Annotated in this window: 13 protein-coding genes; 9 read left to right on the top strand and 4 right to left on the bottom strand. The window is 30.4% G+C overall.

Going from position 1 to position 19,062, the window contains the following annotated elements; all coding sequences use genetic code 11:
* The first annotated feature begins 46 nt into the window (after positions 1-46).
* Both A8C32_RS03945 and A8C32_RS03950 read left to right on the top strand, forming a co-directional pair.
* Positions 47-826, top strand: coding sequence for a T9SS type A sorting domain-containing protein (locus A8C32_RS03945; RefSeq protein WP_069829131.1), 780 nt, complete (start codon positions 47-49; stop codon positions 824-826).
* A gap of 90 nt (positions 827-916) precedes the next feature.
* Entirely contained in the window at positions 917-2,614 is a 1,698-nt protein-coding gene (locus tag A8C32_RS03950; protein WP_069829132.1) for a hypothetical protein, read from the top strand.
* 61 nt (positions 2,615-2,675) lie between these two features.
* On the opposite strand, the gene A8C32_RS03955 is transcribed toward A8C32_RS03950, so the two are convergent.
* The gene (locus A8C32_RS03955) at positions 2,676-4,511 is read right to left on the bottom strand and encodes a cation:proton antiporter (protein WP_069829133.1); all 1,836 of its coding nucleotides are present in this window, start codon (positions 4,509-4,511) and stop codon (positions 2,676-2,678) included.
* A 102-nt stretch (positions 4,512-4,613) separates the two neighbouring features.
* On the opposite strand from A8C32_RS03955, the gene A8C32_RS03960 reads away from it, so the two are divergent.
* Together A8C32_RS03960 and A8C32_RS03965 are read left to right on the top strand one after the other, a co-directional pair.
* Positions 4,614-5,462: a universal stress protein gene (locus A8C32_RS03960; protein ID WP_069829134.1), complete on the top strand. Its 849-nt coding sequence runs from the start codon at positions 4,614-4,616 to the stop codon at positions 5,460-5,462.
* Positions 5,459-7,657 (top strand): SulP family inorganic anion transporter, encoded by a 2,199-nt coding sequence (locus A8C32_RS03965; RefSeq protein ID WP_069829135.1) that lies wholly within the window; start codon positions 5,459-5,461, stop codon positions 7,655-7,657. The genes A8C32_RS03960 and A8C32_RS03965 overlap by 4 nt, the downstream gene beginning before the upstream one ends.
* A gap of 63 nt (positions 7,658-7,720) precedes the next feature.
* On the opposite strand, the gene A8C32_RS03970 is transcribed toward A8C32_RS03965, so the two are convergent.
* From A8C32_RS03970 to A8C32_RS03980, 3 genes are all read right to left on the bottom strand, one after another.
* Positions 7,721-8,959, bottom strand: coding sequence for a PepSY-associated TM helix domain-containing protein (locus A8C32_RS03970; protein WP_069829136.1), 1,239 nt, complete (start codon positions 8,957-8,959; stop codon positions 7,721-7,723).
* 50 nt (positions 8,960-9,009) lie between these two features.
* On the bottom strand, positions 9,010-11,367 hold the full coding sequence (locus A8C32_RS03975) for a TonB-dependent receptor (protein ID WP_069829137.1): 2,358 nt from the start codon (positions 11,365-11,367) through the stop codon (positions 9,010-9,012).
* A 278-nt stretch (positions 11,368-11,645) separates the two neighbouring features.
* Positions 11,646-12,023 carry a hypothetical protein gene (locus A8C32_RS03980; protein WP_093455585.1) on the bottom strand — a complete coding sequence of 126 codons (378 nt, stop codon included), beginning with the start codon at positions 12,021-12,023 and terminating at the stop codon, positions 11,646-11,648.
* A gap of 134 nt (positions 12,024-12,157) precedes the next feature.
* Between A8C32_RS03980 and A8C32_RS03985 the strand changes: the two genes are divergently transcribed.
* The 5 genes from A8C32_RS03985 to A8C32_RS04005 all read left to right on the top strand — a co-directional run bounded on the left by A8C32_RS03985 (position 12,158) and on the right by A8C32_RS04005 (position 18,942).
* Positions 12,158-13,018, top strand: a complete 861-nt coding sequence (locus tag A8C32_RS03985) for an MBL fold metallo-hydrolase (protein WP_069829138.1) — start codon at positions 12,158-12,160, stop codon at positions 13,016-13,018.
* 32 nt (positions 13,019-13,050) lie between these two features.
* Positions 13,051-14,658, top strand: coding sequence for a S8 family peptidase (locus tag A8C32_RS03990; RefSeq protein WP_069829139.1), 1,608 nt, complete (start codon positions 13,051-13,053; stop codon positions 14,656-14,658).
* 79 nt (positions 14,659-14,737) lie between these two features.
* On the top strand, positions 14,738-16,582 hold the full coding sequence (locus A8C32_RS03995; protein WP_069829140.1) for a M1 family metallopeptidase: 1,845 nt from the start codon (positions 14,738-14,740) through the stop codon (positions 16,580-16,582).
* 166 nt (positions 16,583-16,748) lie between these two features.
* The gene (locus A8C32_RS04000; protein ID WP_083253232.1) at positions 16,749-18,143 is read left to right on the top strand and encodes a sulfatase; all 1,395 of its coding nucleotides are present in this window, start codon (positions 16,749-16,751) and stop codon (positions 18,141-18,143) included.
* A gap of 418 nt (positions 18,144-18,561) precedes the next feature.
* Positions 18,562-18,942 carry a hypothetical protein gene (locus A8C32_RS04005; RefSeq protein WP_069829142.1) on the top strand — a complete coding sequence of 127 codons (381 nt, stop codon included), beginning with the start codon at positions 18,562-18,564 and terminating at the stop codon, positions 18,940-18,942.
* Positions 18,943-19,062: the final 120 nt, after the last annotated feature.

Raw genomic sequence — 19,062 nt, forward strand, 5'->3', positions numbered from 1 at the left:
TATAACAAGTAGTAAGCTACATTAAATAATTATTAAAAATTAAAACATGAAAAAAATAACAGCTTTTATTTTGGGGATATTCGCATCTTCATTTGCATTTTCACAAACTTATTATGTAGGAGAGAACAACAAATCCAAATTCGATTTGGAAGGAGGGACTCAAATTAAAAATTATCTTTTAGGAACCAAACACACTCTTATAAAATCTGGAGAATTAACATCTATCAATCTAATAGGAAAAGAAACTGGTTCTAAAGTAAAAATGGCCATTTATAAAGACAATAATAATGCGCCTGGAGACCTAGTTATTTCAACTAAATCGATTACAGTAAAAAACGGTATAAATTCTATTTCGATAGATCCAAAAAGATTACCTGAAGGTAATTACTGGATTATGGCTGTTTATAATAATACAGGCAATCATACATATACTAACCTTAACGTTGAAGGCAAAAAAGTATATTATTCTCCCTTAAATTTCAAAAATAACTTACCATCAAATGGTAGTGGTTTTAAAAAATCTGATCGAGGTAGTGATATTGCCTATTTTTTAGAGATTGATGGAAAAACAGCTTCTATTTCACCTAAATCCGATATAGATTTAGAATTAAAAATATATCCAAACCCTGTTTCAAATCACATTTTTGTAACAAAAAAAGAAAATTCAATTTCAACTATTGAAATTAAAGATCTTTTAGGAAATACTTTAAAAACAGTTTCCAATAATAAAGTAAATAAAGTAAAGGTAGATCTTCAAACTTTACAAAAAGGAACTTATTTTCTAGTTGTTAATGGTAACGAGGTTAGACAAATTATCAAAAAATAAACCCATTCTACTTCAATTGTATTTTTTCGGAGAAGCATATTCGAATACTATTATCATACAATTAATAAAACCAAATAAAAATAAAATCTTATGTTAAACATAAATAACCGTAGATATTCATCTACAAAAAAATATAGAAACGCATTATTTTTACTATTAGTATTTAGCCTGACAATTACAAATCATTTATTTGCACAAGCAGCATTAACACCTGCTCAAGCGGCAGCAGTTTCTACAACCAATCAAGGTCCAGGAAATGCAACAAATGTAAGTGCCAGAATAAATGGTACAAATGTTACTTTTTACACAAATAATTTTAATGCAACTCGCAGAGGTCGAGTTACAAGTTTTACTCCTACAACTGGCACATCGAATGCCATAAATAATGAAATTACAAGACTTTCTAACTTACCAGGAACGAGTGGTGGCGTAATTTATCTTCGTAGAGGAGGTAGCAATATTTATAATTTTAATAACACGATTAGATTAAGAAGCAACATACGTATTGCAATTGATCCTCAAGTTACACTTCGTCTAGCAAATAATAGAGTGGTTTTATTTAGTATTGGTCGAGAAGGAAACAATTTGACAAGACTTAGAAATGTAGAAATTGTTTGTGCTTCAAATAATACAAACGATAGATTTACTATTGATTTTAGACCTAGACCTGGAATTGCGAGCGATCCAATAAATAGAGATAACATAAGATCTAACAATAAACCTAACATAAACCCTGCAACTGCTTTTAGAGTTGGTTTTGTTAAAAATTTTGCGATTTCTGGTTTTCAGATTAATGGTAATTACACAACTAACCCTTCGGTATTTATAGTTGCTGATGATGATAGAAGTAGCCTTAATACTTTTGATCGTATAGCAACTAATGGTGTTGTTAGAAATGCATCTGCCAATAGAATAGCAACTGGATATGCTTTAGTACAATTATTTAGTGGAAACAACATCTTTTTACAAAATTTAAATGGTACTGAAGGAATTACGGTTCGTTTAGAACCAGGTAATGGTAGAGGTGTAGCTGGAGATCCTATTAACGCTAGAGGCGTTCCACAAACAGATGGGGCTATTACTAACATTAGATTAGATAATATTACAAATAGAAATGGTTATACATCGCTTTTTATGCAACCACATAGTAAACTTTGCGAAAACATAGATGCGAATAGAATTAATGCTATAAACAGTTTTTGCAGTGTTTTTATTACATCTCCTGTTTTACAAATATTCCCTAATAGACGTAGAGGTAGATTTTCTAATGTAAACATAAGAACAGTAACTATTAGAGGAAACAATCCAACTATTCCAGTAACAGGAAATTTACAGGCAAGAACAAATGCTGTGAGAAATGGCAGTTTTTTTAATGCCCAAATGAATTTAGAATCTACTGTTTTCTTATTGCCAGCACATCGTGAAGCGGTAAGAAACGTGTTTAGAGATAGCAGAAGTAGCATGCCAAGACCTGGTTTCCCTACATTATTCCCTGTTGATGGATCTAGAGTGCGTTTTGCTTCTCAAACTTCTGCTGGAGTTATTATAGCTTCAAGTTTAACTAGAAGTAATGTGGGACCTGCAAACTTAGGCCGTTACGGTGTAAATATAAATGCAAATAATGTAACTGGTAGTTTTGCTAATGCAAATAATGGTCGTAGAGTATTATACCGATCAGATGCAATATCTCCTATCGCAAACTCTGCAAATACACCTTTAGATTGTTTTATTGATGGTGAAGAAGACCAACCCGGAACTCCGTGTGGTCAGATTGGATTTGGAAATTAATTTTCATTAATAACAAAAAACTTAAAACTCGTAGTTTAGTACTACGAGTTTTATTATTGTTTTAAATATTTTCAGCATCAAAAGACTTCCCTAAATAGACTAATTGAAATCCTTTTTCAATCGTTTCAATATCTAAATTATATGATGAAATAATATGAAGTTCTCCTTTGTGATCTTTAACAAACAAAGGAATAATGTCTTTATCACTATTCGTTATTTTAATTAAGCTTTCATAATGTGCTTTATCTTCTAAAATAATTTCTTGTATAGAAGGATATCGACTAGTTAATTCTGTTAAAGCATTATAATCATCTTTATGCGAAAACAACCCTTCTTTTGGATTATTATTATCATCTAGCATTTCTTTAGTGGTTACCAACCTAAATGAACCATTTTCTCCAAACTGCTCACTAAACTTATTAATAGCATATTTATTAATATCAGAATTACCTGTTAATGCCATTAAATAACCTACATCATTTAATTCAATATTATCCATTAATGTTTCGGAATAAATATTTGTAGTTATGGCTTCCAACCCTAATTCTTTAGCCTTTTCAATATTTGTTTCATTACTATCAATAAGCACAATGTGTCTTCCATTATTATTAAGATAATTTCCTAGTAATCTAGAAACTTCTGAAGCTCCAATTATTAAAATACCTTCAGATTTTTTAAGAAAAACACCAACTATTTTTGCAAATAAACGTGCTGTAGTAGCATTTAACAACACTGTACCCAAAACAATCATAAACACTAAAGGTGTTATATACTCTGCGCCTTCTACGCCTTGTTTAATAAGCTTACTTCCAAAAAGTGATGCAATTCCAGCTGCAACAATTCCTCTGGGACCAACCCAACTTATAAATATTCTTTCCTTAACTTTTAAATTAGATCCTATAGTACTTAAAAAAACAGCTATTGGCCTAATAATAAAAACTACCAGAGCAAAAAGAATTGCTGTTTTCCATGTATAAAGTAACATTAAATCTTCTATGTTTATGTTGGCAGCTAGTAGAATAAATAAAATAGATATAAGTAACACACTTAAAGATTCCTTAAAGTATAGTAATTCCTTTATGTTTTCTAATTTTCCATTTCCTAGAACCATTCCCATTACTACTACAGCTAAAAGACCCGATTCGTGTGCAAAAACCTCGGATTCAACAAATACTAATAATACTGTTGAAAGCGATACAACATTTAATAAATAATGTGGAATTAATTTTTTATTAATAGAAAACGCTAATGCGTGTGCAAACGTAAAACCAAAAGTGGTTCCGAATAATATAATTTTACCAAACTCAATTAAAGCTGTTTTTGTAAAACCACTGTCGCCTTCAACGCTAATAAACTCAAATACTAATACTGCTACTAAAGCGCCTATGGGATCTATTAAGATACCTTCCCATTTTAAAACTGTAGAAATGTCTTTCTTAAGCGGAATATTTCGTAAAATTGGAGTAATTACTGTTGGCCCAGTAACTATAATAAGTCCGGAAAACAAAAACGATAATTCCCAACTTAAATTAAATATAAAATGAGCTAATATACCTGCTCCTAAAAAAGTAATAGCAGATCCTAAGGTTATTAGCTTAGTAATTACAGGTCCTACTGTTTTTATTTCTGAACGTTTTAATGTTAAACCACCTTCAAAAAGAATAATACTTATTGCTAAAGACACAAAATAGTATAAACCTTCTCCAGGAAATAAGCCTTTTTTTCCATTCCAAATGGGTTCAATCCATTTTGTTCCATCATCAGACAAGTACTCTGCAGCAATTGGTCCTACCAGTAATCCTATTAAAATTAAAGGCAAAATAGCAGGGATTTTAAATTTCCAAGCTACCCATTGTGCCAATATTCCTAGTATAATAATACCTGCTAATTCTAACATAATTTAATAATCTTTTTTAGAGCACTAATTTAAGTAAAAACAGATTCACTACATGTTTTTAAAAAATGCTATCTTTCAGCTTTAAGAAAAAAAAGAGAAAAATTGTCGTTAAAGCCATTTAAAAGTATTGGTATAGGTGTGGCATATTCACCTAACTTAAAAGCAAACCTCTTTGAGGCTGCTAGACTTAGTGTATTTTTTAAATCTAAATTATTTTTAATTCATGTTGGTCAAGCTTCTGAAGAAAAAACCAATATGCTTAGCATTATTCTTAAAAGTTTTAAAAAAGATGATTTAGATTATGAAGTCGTTTTTAAAACTGGTGATCCTGTAGATGTTATTTTATCAACTTCCGCAGAAAAAAAAATAGACCTTTTAATTCTTGGTGCAGTACAACGAGAACAGTTTGTAAAATACTATGTAGGTTCTATTGCTAGAAAAATTACACGTCGAGCAAAATGTTCTGTCTTATTATTAATTAAGCCTTCGGTTGAGCGTATTCCATGCAAACATATTGTTGTAAATGGCTTAAAAGACCCTAAAACAAAACAAACTATTACTTCTGCTTTTTATGTTGCCAATAAGCTTGAGTCTAAAAAAATTACCATTGTAGAAGAAATTAATCAAGACCTAGTTCCTATAAAAGTTGACGACGATAAATCACTTAGGCGAGCGACGATTATAAAAGAACGTATTAAGCTAAGGGAAAACTCGAGAATTAAAGAAATTATAGAACATATACCTGAAACACATACAGAAAGTATTATTATAAAATCGCAGCCTATTTTTGGGAAAAAAGGCTACTCTATTGGTCATTATGCACAAATTTCTCGTGCAGATTTATTAGTTATGAATGCGCCATCAAAAATGACCTTTTGGGATCGTTTATTTCCACATGATATTGAACATATTTTAACCGAATTACCAACCGACGTCTTAATACTGCAATGAGTCCTAAAAAAAATAACATAAAAAACTTTATTAAAGCATTACCTAAAAACATCTTTGCTGGTTTTGTTGTTAGCCTTATTGCTTTACCTTTAGGTTTAGGTCTTGCTATGGCTAGTGATGCTCCACCAATATCGGGTATTATAGCTGCCATTGTTGGTGGTATTATAGTTTCTATTGCTGGAGGTAGTCATGTAACTATTGCTGGACCTGGAAATGGCTTAGTAGGAGTGCTTTTAGTCGCTATTTCCACATTAGGCATAGAAAGTGCTTATATCGCTATTATGTTTTCTGGAATTTTACTTTTGCTTTTAGGTTTTTTTAGAATGGGCACGCTTGCCGATTTTTTTCCATCTTCTGCCATTCAAGGTATGTTGGCAGCTATTGGCCTTATAATTTTAGGAAAACAGTTTCATATTATGTTTGCTCATAAAATAAAACGTGAGGAGACTATAGACTATCTTATTGAAATTCCATACACAATTAACGATGCCTTAAACTACGAAAACAAAGGCTTAATTTTTGCCGCTTTAGCAGGGATTATAAGCTTAGCTATCATGTTATTTTATTCAAAAATTAGAAACAAATATTTACAACTTATCCCTGCTCCAATGTGGATTGTTATTTTATCTATTGGGTTTAGTTATTATTTTGAGTTTGGGTTACATATACCAAATCCTATTGCTAAAGAATATATGATTTCTGGTATTCCAACTATTCAAAATATTATTGCAGATATCCCTATTCCAAATTTTAATGGTATTTGGAACGTATCGTTTTGGGGTAGTGTTTTAGCGTTAACTCTTATTTCTAGTATAGAATCTCTTTTAAGTATTAAAGCTGTCGATAAATTAGATCCAGAAAAGAGACGTTCTAATGTTAATCGGGATTTAAAAGCATTAGGATTAGCTACAGTTGGTAGTGGTCTTTTAGGAGGCTTAAATGTAGTAACAGTTATTGCAAGAAGCTCTGTAAATGTAAACAATGGAGCAAGTAATCGATCTGCAAACTTTTTTCATGCTCTTTTTTTAGTACTATTTATTGTTTTATTTAGCACACAACTTACCAGAATACCATTACCTGCTTTAATGGCTATTTTAGTTTATACTGGTTACAAACTAGCTTCTCCTAACACTATTACTAAAATATTTTTTATTGGTAAGGAGCAGCTTATTATTTTCTTTATCACTTTAATTATTACTTTAAAAATTGGACTAATTACGGGTATTGTCGCTGGTGTAATTTCAACACTCATTATACATATTGTAATAAACAAAAGTCTTGGGTTGTTTATTAGGAATGTTTTAAAACCAAATGTTTTAATGTTTAAAGAGGAAGGATCTCAAAACAACTTTTATATTAGTGTAAAACATTTTTGTAGCTTTTTAAACTACTATAGACTTAAAGAACAATTAGATGCTGTTCCAGAAGATCAAGATGTTATTGTAGATTTTTCTATGTGTGAATTCGTAGATCACACCGTCATGGAAAATATAAATAGTTACCAAGAACTCTTTAAAAAACGTGGAGGTCATTTTGATGTTATTGGTTTAGATATGCACGATACAGATTCTAAACATCCATTTGCTTTAAGGCGCATGCTACCTGTGCCAAAAATTATAAAAAACAACCTGACTAGACGCCAAACCAGTATGGAAAGTTTAGCTAAGGATTATCAATACAATTACAGCTCTAAAAAAGAAAAGGAAGTCTCATTTTTAAATGATTTTTTATTTTTCAAAACTAAACATATTAATCACATATACAACGAGCTATCTTATAAAGGCAGTGCTATTAGTTTATTTGATATTGAGTTTTCTGAAGGCGAATTTATAGCCAAAGAAGTTGTACGTTCTACAATGCTTCATATAGATTTAAATCATGCTATTCCTGAATTTACTTTAGATAGGGAAGGTTTTTTAGAAAAAGTATCTGCCTTAGCAGGCTTTAAGGATATTCCTATTGAAAATCATTCCGATTTCTCTAATCGTTTTTATTTACTAGGTGATAATGAAGAAAAAATAGCCCGTTTTTTTAATGATGATATAACACATTTTTTTGAAAGCAATCCTTATTATCATGTAGAGTCTAACGGAAATGCTTTATTAATTTTTGGTAAAGAACGATTAGCTAGTGTAAAAGAAATTAAAGCATTGTTTGATTTTGGAAAACGTTTAAAGGAGGTTATTAAAAATTAATTGTTTATAAAATTTATAAACAAATTACCTATAAAATTTTAAAGTATTATAGGTAATTCGTTTTTAACTATTAAACTTTTTTCTTTCTCTTAAAAATTCAAAAATTGTAATAAGTAATACACTTATTCCAAACAAAGGAAAAACAATACCTAATATAACAATTATAGCAACAATAGCATATCCTACTTTAAATTGAGCAGGTACTTTTGGTGTTCCCCATTTACCTTCGGGTTTACGTTTTAAATAAGATACTAACCCAGCAATAGCAATAAAAGCTAGCAAAATAGCAACTCCTAACATTAAAACCCAATTCCAAGTTCCAAATTGCCCTTGGTGAAATGCCATAAACCACATGCGCCCGCGCATTAACACGCCAACATCTTCCCAATTATGATTTACTAATTGTTTCCCAGAATATTGATCGAAATGAAAACGTTTTTGAGCTCCCAAATCGAATGTTGTATTATAAATACTATATACGCCTTTTGGAGTGCTAGGCAAACCAATACTCACTTCGCCTTTTAAATTCATCGACTTAGCAAGTTTTACCATATCATCTAAAGAAATAGCGTCTCCTTTTACTTCAGATTTTATACCTCTAGCACTCCAAGTTTTAGGGAACCCTGTATTTGTAACATTTTGCAACCATTTAAAATTAGCACCAAAAATATCTGTCCAAGGCATACCTCCAGCTAATGTCATTAATAATAAAACAGACATCCAAAACCCTAAAACAGTATGTAAATCTCTAAAAAGTATACGTTTCCCCTGTTTAAAACGAATTGTAAAAAAACCTTTTAAGCCTTCTTTTTTACTAGGCCAAAACACATAAACACCTGTAATTATTAATACAAAAAGCCAACTTGCAATAAGTTCGATAATTTTAGTACCAAACTTACCTAAAAGTAATTCACCATGTAATTTTCTAACAGTATACATATTGGAATCTTTTGGGCTAATATTTCCAGGAACTTCGGCTTTATAAGGATTTACAAAAGCACTGTTTTTATGATTAAACCGTCCTGTAATAAATTCGGTAGCTTGATTATCTTTTTTAGGTATAATCATCGCATTAGGTGCTTTGTGTAATGCTGTTTTTGCTAATTCCCATTGCTTTTGATAGGATATGGCTTTACCTTCTACTTTTACAACCTTTATATGTTCTTGCTTTGGAGCTTCATAATTATCTTTAAATAAATATATTCCGCCTGTTATTGCTAATAAAACAACAAATGGTAAACTTATAAGTCCTGCTATAAAATGCCACTTCCAAAGCCATTGGTTTAATTTTTTATTTTTCATCTTATTATAGATAGAAAAAAGTAGGTAGTAAAATTACTGCCTACTTTTAATTAAAATTTATATTTTACTCCAAAATGAAACGCTCTTGGATTGCCAATTGAATAACTATTTTGACTACTAAATCTATTATAACTTGCTCTAGAAGAATACAGATCATCAAAAATATTTAAAGCATGTCCCCATACTTCAAAATGTTTAAACCTATAAGACACTAATACATTAAAAATATTATGTCCTTTGTATGTAGCGGTACCAAATGTACCATCTTCATTATCTATTTGATTTTCGAAACTGGTATTATATTTACCAACCAACTCATGAGTTACACTTAATAATAAATTTTTAATACCATTTGGTTTATATACAATTTTTGAAGTTCCTAGAAGTAGAGGTGCAGTTTCACGATCTGTATCAGACAAATCAAATAATGTATTCCCAGATTTTGCAAAGAATTCTTCATATCTATGTTTTGCAAAGCTTCCATTATGGCTTATACTTAACTCTTCTATTGGTGTATATTTTATACCATACTCTATACCGTAAGATCTTGTTTTTCCTGCATTTGCATTAAAAAATTCGTCATTTTCATCTCTTAAAGTAATTAATGTATTATCTCCATCTAAAAGATAAAGTGCCACATCTGCTTTTAATTTATTTGAAATATTAAAATAAGATCCAACTTCAAAATTATTATAATTGCTCGGTTTTAAATCAAAAACATCTCCTCCAACACCTACTAAACTATTTCTGTATAATGATGATGTTTGCGGTGGCGTAAATCCATTAGAAAAATTAGCATAGATTCCTAAATTATTAGAAAAATTATAATTGGCTCCTAACTTAGGGGATACATTAGTATAACTGTTTTTTGAGTCTTTTGGTCCACCCACAGAAGTTGCTAAATTATTGTAATCATACTGAAAACCATCATAACGTAAAGCGGCTGTTAATTTTAAAGCATCAACTGGATTTATTTCATATTGAAAATATCCTGCATAGTTAAAAATATCAGCTTTGTAATTTAAAATAAAATCGCCTTCATTTAAAGTAAAATCTATATTTTGCCCTGTTTCTGTATTAACTATAACATCTATAGTTTCTGCTTGATAACGTTGTGGCGAAAAATCTGCTGTTGCTCCAATAATTAAGGAGGAGTTCGCAAAATCAAAATCAATCTTATGTTGAATCAACCCTACGTAACTTGTAAATCCGTTACTATTAATTTCGCCTGTACCAAAGCCTGTTAATTGACGAGTCATTCTATCTCTTCCTTGTCTTACTCGATACGACGGGTTTTGATCCATATCATTTTTCCTAAAAACAAAACTGAATGCTGTTTTATTTTTATCATTCCAACGTTTATCAAATGTACTTCTATAACGAAATGCAAGCGCCACACGCTCTGTAAATGTTTGATCACTTTCGTAATTTCCTCCGGTATAATCAGATTCACTTAAAGATCCAGACATATCCGATCTATAATCTATAAGGTTGAAAGCATTTATCCAATTAAGTGTTGGAAATATATGATTTACATTTTTAAAGGTTAAGGCAAATTTCTCATAATCACTATGTTGTATAGGCCCATCCTTTCGTTGTATATATTGTGCTCCTAAATAAAACCCAATGTTTTCTCCTGCATATTGAGAAACCTCTATATCATAACGTTTTATTCCCATATCGTTAATCTGAAAACCTATTCCTCCAGAAAAATCTCTTGTTGGGTTTTTAGTTAAAAAATTAAAACTTCCTCCAATTGCTTCACTTCCATATATACTAGATGCTGGTCCTTTTAAAACCTCTACACGGCTAAAAGCAACATCGTTCATTTCTAACAATGCATTATGGTTAAACACAGCTGTAGGACGAATAGGTAAACCATCCTCAACATATAAAAACAAAGATTTTGTTGATATTGGAGACCTCACCGACATCATATGTTGTTCATTACTTGCTGCCCTAGAGGTAGACATCATAACCCCTGGAACATCATTTACCAATTGGTCAATACCCAAAGCCTTAGTTTCTGCAATATCTTTAGCTGAAACCACAGAAATAGATGCTGGCACTTCTTTTCTTTGTTGAGTTTCTCTACTTGCAGAAACAACCACTTCTTGTAAAACTTCGTCATTTTCAGTCAACTTAATAATAGTATTTAATTCTGAAAGTGTTTTTTCTACCGTTGTAAACCCTATAAATTTTACAATAACTATTGCTTTATTTTGAAGTGAAATTTTAAAATTTCCATTACCATCTGAAATAACAGCATTATTAAGATTTGTTTTTGATTGAATTGTGGCTCCAATTAACGGTTGATTGTTCTCATTAATAATTTTACCAGAATATGTATTTTGTGCGTATGCAAATAAGCCTGCTAAACTAATAGCAAGCATTAATAATTGTTTCATTTGTTAATTTATTTTAGATCCAATACCTTTTAGGCCTACTAATAAGTAGCTAAATTGTTTTAAGGTGTTATAATCTATCTAATTATAAATGCCTTGTTTTAAATTCTGTAATAATGCTATTTAATATAATAACAGTATTATTAGACTTTAAAACAACATTATATCTAATGCTACATTTTATAATTAAATGGTATTATTTGTAAAAATTTAATATAAATATTATAGCTAGCTATGCTTAGTTAAACTAAACAAGCTTACTTTTTAAACATAAAAATTTATTAAACTTGAGGAGGAGGATCTAAACTGTCGTTAAAAACAGAACTAAATATATTATTATAATTCCAATTGTTTTTAGTAAAAATAAAAACTTCTTGAAAAAAAAACTCTAATTTGTAACCTTGAAAATAAACAGGAACAAAAGCTTCAAAAAAAGAGCTTAAATATGAGGTTTCACCTGTTGTATCTGCCGTATTACTTCTTAATTGTGTAGCTAAATGACATTTACCATTACACTGAAGTTCTGGCTTTTCTTTATTGACACAATAATTTTCAATAATATAGTCTATGTTTAACTCATAATAAGCAACATACCCAATATTATACAAAGGTCTAATTATGAGAGATAATAATAAAATATATGAGAAAACAGTTTTCAATGAAATAACTTTTTCTTTTAACTAGCAAAATTAAAGTAAAAATTTTTAAAACAAATGCCATTACGCACATTTATTCTTAATATATTCTTAACCTTTTCAAGGGTTAGCCATAGATTTCTTAATTTTACATCCATATGAATTTATATCCCATAAACGCCGGTAATTTTAAACTTGACGGAGGCGCCATGTTTGGTGTCGTTCCAAAATCATTATGGCAACGAACAAATCCAGCAGATGCCAATAATATGATTGATATTGCTGCACGCTGTTTACTTATTGAAGATGGAAACCGCTTAATACTTGTAGATACTGGAATGGGTAATAAACAATCAGATCGTTTTTTTGGTTACTACCACCCTTGGGGAGATGACACTTTAGAAAAATCTTTAAAAACATATGGGTTTCATCCCAATGATATTACTGATGTCTTTATAACGCACTTACATTTTGATCATTCTGGTGGGTGCATTCAATGGAATAAAGACAAAACTGGTTACGAGCCTACTTTTAAAAACGCTAATTTTTGGAGTAATAAAGACCATTGGTTCTGGGCAACACAACCAAATAAAAGAGAAAAAGCTTCATTTCTAAAAGAAAATATTTTACCTATAGAAGAAAGTGGACAATTAAAATTTACATCGCTTCCAAATAACGATATCCTTAAAAACACGGAACTTGGTTTTGATATTTTCTTTGCAAACGGCCATACAGATAAGCAAATGATTCCTATGATAAATTATAAAGGCAAAACCATTGCTTTTATGGCAGATTTATTACCAACTGTTGGTCATTTACCTATTCCTTACGTTATGGGTTATGATACCAGACCTTTATTAACACTTGATGAAAAAGAACTATTTCTTAATATGGCAGCAGAAAACAATTACTATTTGTTTTTAGAACATGATGCTCATAATGAAATTATCACTGTACAAAAAACAGAAAAAGGTGTCAGGCTAAAAAACATACATACAACACAAGATATATTCAATTAATAATTAGTAAGACTAACTCAAAAAAATAGTACATGAGAACAATTAAAACACTAGCAACATCTGCTTTTTTAGCTTCCCTTATTTATAGCTGTGGAAGTACTGCGGAAATTTTATCAACTCCAGTTGAAAATATAGATACAACCCCTTTAAAAGTTTCTGAATTAACTAAAGCAGAAAAACACAATTGGGGACACTTAGACTTAATAAAAGATACCATTCCTGGTATGAGTGTTGACAAAGCTTACGCTGAAATAATTAAAAACAAAAAGGGTAAAAAAGTTATCGTTGCTGTTATTGATTCTGGTATTGATGTTGATCATGAAGATTTAAATGACATTGTTTGGATCAATAAGAAAGAAATTCCTAACAATGGAAAAGATGATGATAAAAACGGTTATGTTGATGATATATACGGTTGGAATTTTTTAGGAGATGGTTATGATGAACAATTAGAATTTGTTAGAATTTTAGCTAGCGGTGATACAAGTAACCCAGATTATAGCAGAGCTCAAAGTGAATATGATGCAGAATATCAAAAATGGGTAGACAGAAAAACACGATATGAACAAATATATCAGCAAATATTAGGTGCAGATGAAGTATTAGCAAAACATTTAGGAAAAAAAGATTATACAAAAGAAGATGTAAATGCTATTAAAACAGAAGACTCAAATGTTAAAAAAGCTGTACAGGTTGCAAAAGGAATGTATGGCTATGGTTTAGAGTCTATCGCAGAAGCTAAAAAAGAAATTGGAGATGGTCTAGAAAGTATTAACGACCGTTTAAACTTCAACCTTAATAAAACTTTTAAAGGACGTGTTAATGGCGACAATCCAAATGATAAATCAACAAAATTTTATGGTAATGGTAACGTAAAACCTGTAAAGAAAAGTGAAAGTCATGGTACACACGTTGCTGGTATTATTGCTGCAGAACGTAACAACGGTAAAGGCGCAAACGGTGTAGCTAATAATGTTGAAATTATGAGTTTAAGAGCTGTACCAAATGGAGATGAGTATGATAAAGATATTGCTTTAGCTATTAGATATGCAGTAGATAATGGTGCATTAGTTATAAATGGAAGTTTTGGTAAAGGTTATTCTGTACATAGTGACTGGGTACGTGACGCTATTGCTTATGCAGGAAAAAAAGACGTCATTTTTGTTCATGCTGCAGGAAACGATAGTCAAGATGTAGATACTAATCCTAATTTTCCAGATGATAATATAAATGGTGTTGAAATTACAGACACCTACATAAGAGTTGGTGCTTTAGCTCCAAAATATGGTTCGGGAATAATAGCTGGGTTTTCTAACTATGGTAAGAAAAATGTAGATGTATTTGCTCCTGGAGCACAGATATATTCAACAACACCAGAAAACGAATATGGTACTAAAGGAGGAACATCGATGGCTGCACCTGCTGTTGCTGGTGTTGCTGCCTTAATTCGTTCTTACTATCCTAAATTAAGTGCTGCCCAAGTAAAACGAATAATTATGGATTCTGGGTTGGCTGTAAAAACAAAAGTTATTGTTGGTGGAAACACAAATGATGTAAGACCTTTTGCAGATTTAACTAAATCAGCAAAAATGGTTAATGCTTATAATGCTTTAATTATGGCAGCTCAAATGTCTAAATAATATTTTATAAATTCATTGAGGCTATTTGAAGTGACATTTTCATCATTATTAAATAGCCTCATTTTAATTTTAAAGCTATATGAAACGCTTCTTTATTTCTATTTTTTGTGCCTCTGTATTGTTATCTTGTAACAGTACAAAAGTACCTGTTGTTAACACTGTACAGTTACCAATAACAACTTCTATATCTTCTAAATCTACATATTGGCAACAACATGTAGACTACAAAATGACTATTGACATGGATGTAAATACATATCAATATAAAGGAACACAAAAATTAGTGTACACTAATAACTCTCCAGATGTTTTAAATCGAGTATATTATCATTTATATTTTAATGCCTTTCAACCTGGAAGTGAAATGGATGTTCGTTCTCGTACTATAGCAGATCCAGACAAAAGGGTAGGTGATAGAATAAGTAAATTAAAACCTAATGAAATAGGTTACATTAAAGTCAATTCTTTAAAACAAAATGGAACAACTTTAAAGCACGAAACGGTAGGTACCGTTTTAGAGGTTGATTTAGCAAAACCAATACAACCTGGTGAAAGCGTAACATTCGATATGGTTTTCGATGCACAAGTACCAGTACAAATTCGTCGTTCTGGACGAAATAATAAAGAAGGTGTTGCTTTATCTATGACACAATGGTATCCTAAACTAGCAGAATATGATTTTGAAGGTTGGCATGCAGATCCATATATTGGACGCGAATTTCATGGTGTTTGGGGAAATTTTAATGTCAAACTAACTATTGATAAAAATTATGTAGTAGGAGGTTCTGGATACCTTCAAAACCCAAATGATGTTGGTCATGGTTATGAAACAACATCTATTAATACATCTAATAGCAACAAACTTACATGGCACTTTGTAGCACCTAATGTTCATGATTTTACATGGGCTGCAGACCCAGATTATATCCATGATACAAGACAAGTCCCTAACGGACCACTTTTACATTTTTTCTATAAAAACACTTTAGACAATAAGAAAAAAGAAAACTGGAAAAAACTACAACCTAAAGCTGTTGCTCTTATAGAATATTATTCTAAAAACATTGGCAAGTACCCTTATAAACAATATTCGGTTATTCAAGGAGGTGATGGAGGTATGGAGTATGCTATGTGTACATTAATTACAGGTAACAGAAGTTATGGTAGTTTAGTAGGTGTTACAGCACATGAAATGGCACATACTTGGTTTCAATTTTTATTAGCTACAAACGAGGCTAAACATGAGTGGATGGATGAAGGCTCTACTAGTTATATTAGTGATTTAGCAATGAATGACATCATGAAAGAGGGCAAAGAAAACCCTACAGAAAAAGCTTATAATAGTTATATTTATTTAGCTAAATCGGGAAAAGAACAATCACTTACTACACACGCTGATAGGTATCGTTTTAATCAAGCCTATGGTATTTCTGCATATAACAAAGGTGAAGTGTTTATGGCTCAATTAGGTTATGTTATTGGTGAAGACAATTTAAAACAAACTATTAAAAAATATTTTAACGATTTTTCTTTTAAACACCCAACACCTAACGATATTATACGTACTGCCGAAAAAGTATCTGGATTAGAATTAGATTGGTATCTTACGGATTTTGCGCAAACTACAAATACTATTGATTACAGCGTTAAAGCCATAAAAGGAAACTCTGTAACATTAGAGCGTATAGGCTTAATGCCTATGCCTTTGGATATTACAATTACTTATACCGATGGAGAAACAGAAGATTTCTATATTCCTTTACAAATGATGCGTGGAGAAAAACCAACTTCTGCAACTATAAAACCAGACTGGGCTTGGGCATACCCAACTTATACTTTTAATGTAAAAAAAGATGTAGAGTCTATTCAAATTGATCCAAAAAAATTGATGGCAGATATTAATAAAGAAAATAATAAAAAATAACGTAAAAGAGTCTTTCTTGAAAAGGTTGATAAATTTTTAAAAATTAATTTAAACCTGTGAAGTTAGCTTCACAGGTTTTTTAATTTATTGATGTTAGGTATATTATAGTATTATCTTTAATAAAATTACCCTAACTTTAACAATTAATTTTTTATATATCAAAATAATGCATAAACTCTTATTGATTGCCCTCTTAATTTCTTTTTCTTCTTGTATAAGTAATGCTCAACAACCTAATATTATCTTCATTATGGTTGATGATTTACGACCAGAATTAGGTTGCTATGGAAATACACAAATTAAATCGCCTAACATAGATAAATTAGCTTTAGAAGCAACTTTATTTAATAACGCATATTGTAACATTCCTGTTTGTGGTGCCTCAAGAGCAAGTTTATTAACAGGAATTTTGCCAACGAAAACACGTTTTGTTCAATATAACTCAACAGCATCTAAAGATGTTCCTAATGCTAAAACATTACCTCAAGTTTTTAAAGAGTCTGGGTATAATACATATTCTGTTGGAAAAATTTTTCATGATAATAATGATACTAATACACAAAGTTGGAGTGAACCTGCATGGAGATACCAAGGTGAAGACTATAATTCTATGTTATCTCAAGACCCTACTTCACTTGAAAAAATGAGTAAAAAAAATAGAGGAAGAATATATGAAATGCCAGAAGTTGATGATTACAAATACAACGATGGACAAACTGCTTTAAAAACTATAGAACTTCTTAAAAATCATAAAAAAGGAGACAAACCTTTTTTTATTGCTTGTGGTTTTATACGTCCTCATTTGCCTTTTTATGCACCTAAAAAGTATTGGGATTTATATAATCGTGATTCTATTACATTAGCCAAAAACAGATACAAACCCATCAACGCACCTTTAAGTCTTCATGGAAGTGGGGAATTTAGAAATTACCACCTTGATGATTTAAAAATAAAATCTGATGCTTTTCGTAAAATGATGAAACATGGGTATTATGCTAGTGTAAGTTATACCGATAAATTAATTGGAGATGTTTTAAACGAGATAAAATCACTAGAATTAGAAGAAAACACAATTATAATATTATGGGGTGACCATGGCTGGCAATTAGGAGAACATGATTATTGGGGAAAACATAATACCATGCATGTATCTCTTAGAGTACCATTAATTATTAAAGTACCTAGCCAAAGCAAAGCCTTAAAAAGCAAAGCCATTATTGAAACTACAGATATATTTCCAACTTTATGTGATCTTGCAGGTATAAACCCGCCAAAAAATCAATTACATGGAAAAAGTTTCACAAAACTGCTAAATAAACCAAATGCTAAATTCCGAAAATACGCCTATAGTAGGTTTTTAGCTGGTGATGCCATAGTTACAGATCGTTATGCATATACTCACTATACTGGTAAAAAAGATGAAATTATGCTTTATGATCATGAAAATGATTTAGAAGAAAACGAAAATGTTGCTATGAAACCAGAATATAAACATGTTATTGAAGAAATGGAAGGGTTCTTACAAAGCTCAAAAAAACGTGCTTTAAATATGCATAAATGATAATAGTATTCTTAAAATATAGTTGATGTTTTTTAACTAATTAAACCTGTAAATTAATTTTACAGGTTTTTTTATAATGAACTCATCTTAACTTTTTGTTTTTAATCGAAAATGAATCAAAATTTGTCCAGATAAAGTTATTTTTAAAAGGCATAGTATCGCTACAAATGAGAAAATAACCTTTTCCTTCTTTATAATTCTTATTAATTATTTGGTCAACTTTTAAATAATCCAACAGGTTTTATATCATCTGGTTTTCAAAAAATAATTAAAATTCTCTCATAATAAATCTTTTTGCCTTACAGATAACAGAATACAAAATAATTGTATTTTAAAAAAATGTGTGTAATACTCACAAACCCTAAACCAAGTAAAAAACTTTGGAAAAGCAATCTCCACTAATTAAACATACAAACCAATGAAATACTTCTCTTTTTTTTATTACTTATTACCTTTTCTAGTAGTGCTAAAAACATTAATCTATACAATACATATTAAAAATGAGACCAAATCTGTAGCTATAGCTTATGCTCAAAAAGCGTTACAACAAGATTTCAATCTTAAATTTGGAACGACACAATCATCAAAGATACCCATCGATATCATTTTTAAATTAGATGAAAATTGGAGTGAATTTGATAAGTATAAAATTGAAATTATTAGTAATAAAATAACTTTTACAGGATCTGATGAATTAAGCTTGATTCATACCATATATACATTTTCAGAAGATTATTTAGAGATAGACCCCTTTATATATTTTACAGATATTGTTCCAAAACAATCCTGTCCTAAATAAATTTTGCACTTGATGCTTACTATAATTTGTATAATTCAACTGAAAAAAAGTGGGTCGTATCTGTTCAACATACTCTTGAGGCTAAAGGAAAATTATCTGGTAGTCGTTTAAATTTTTATA

This window comes from Flavivirga aquatica (genome assembly GCF_001747085.1).
Lineage (GTDB): Bacteria > Bacteroidota > Bacteroidia > Flavobacteriales > Flavobacteriaceae > Algibacter_C > Algibacter_C aquatica.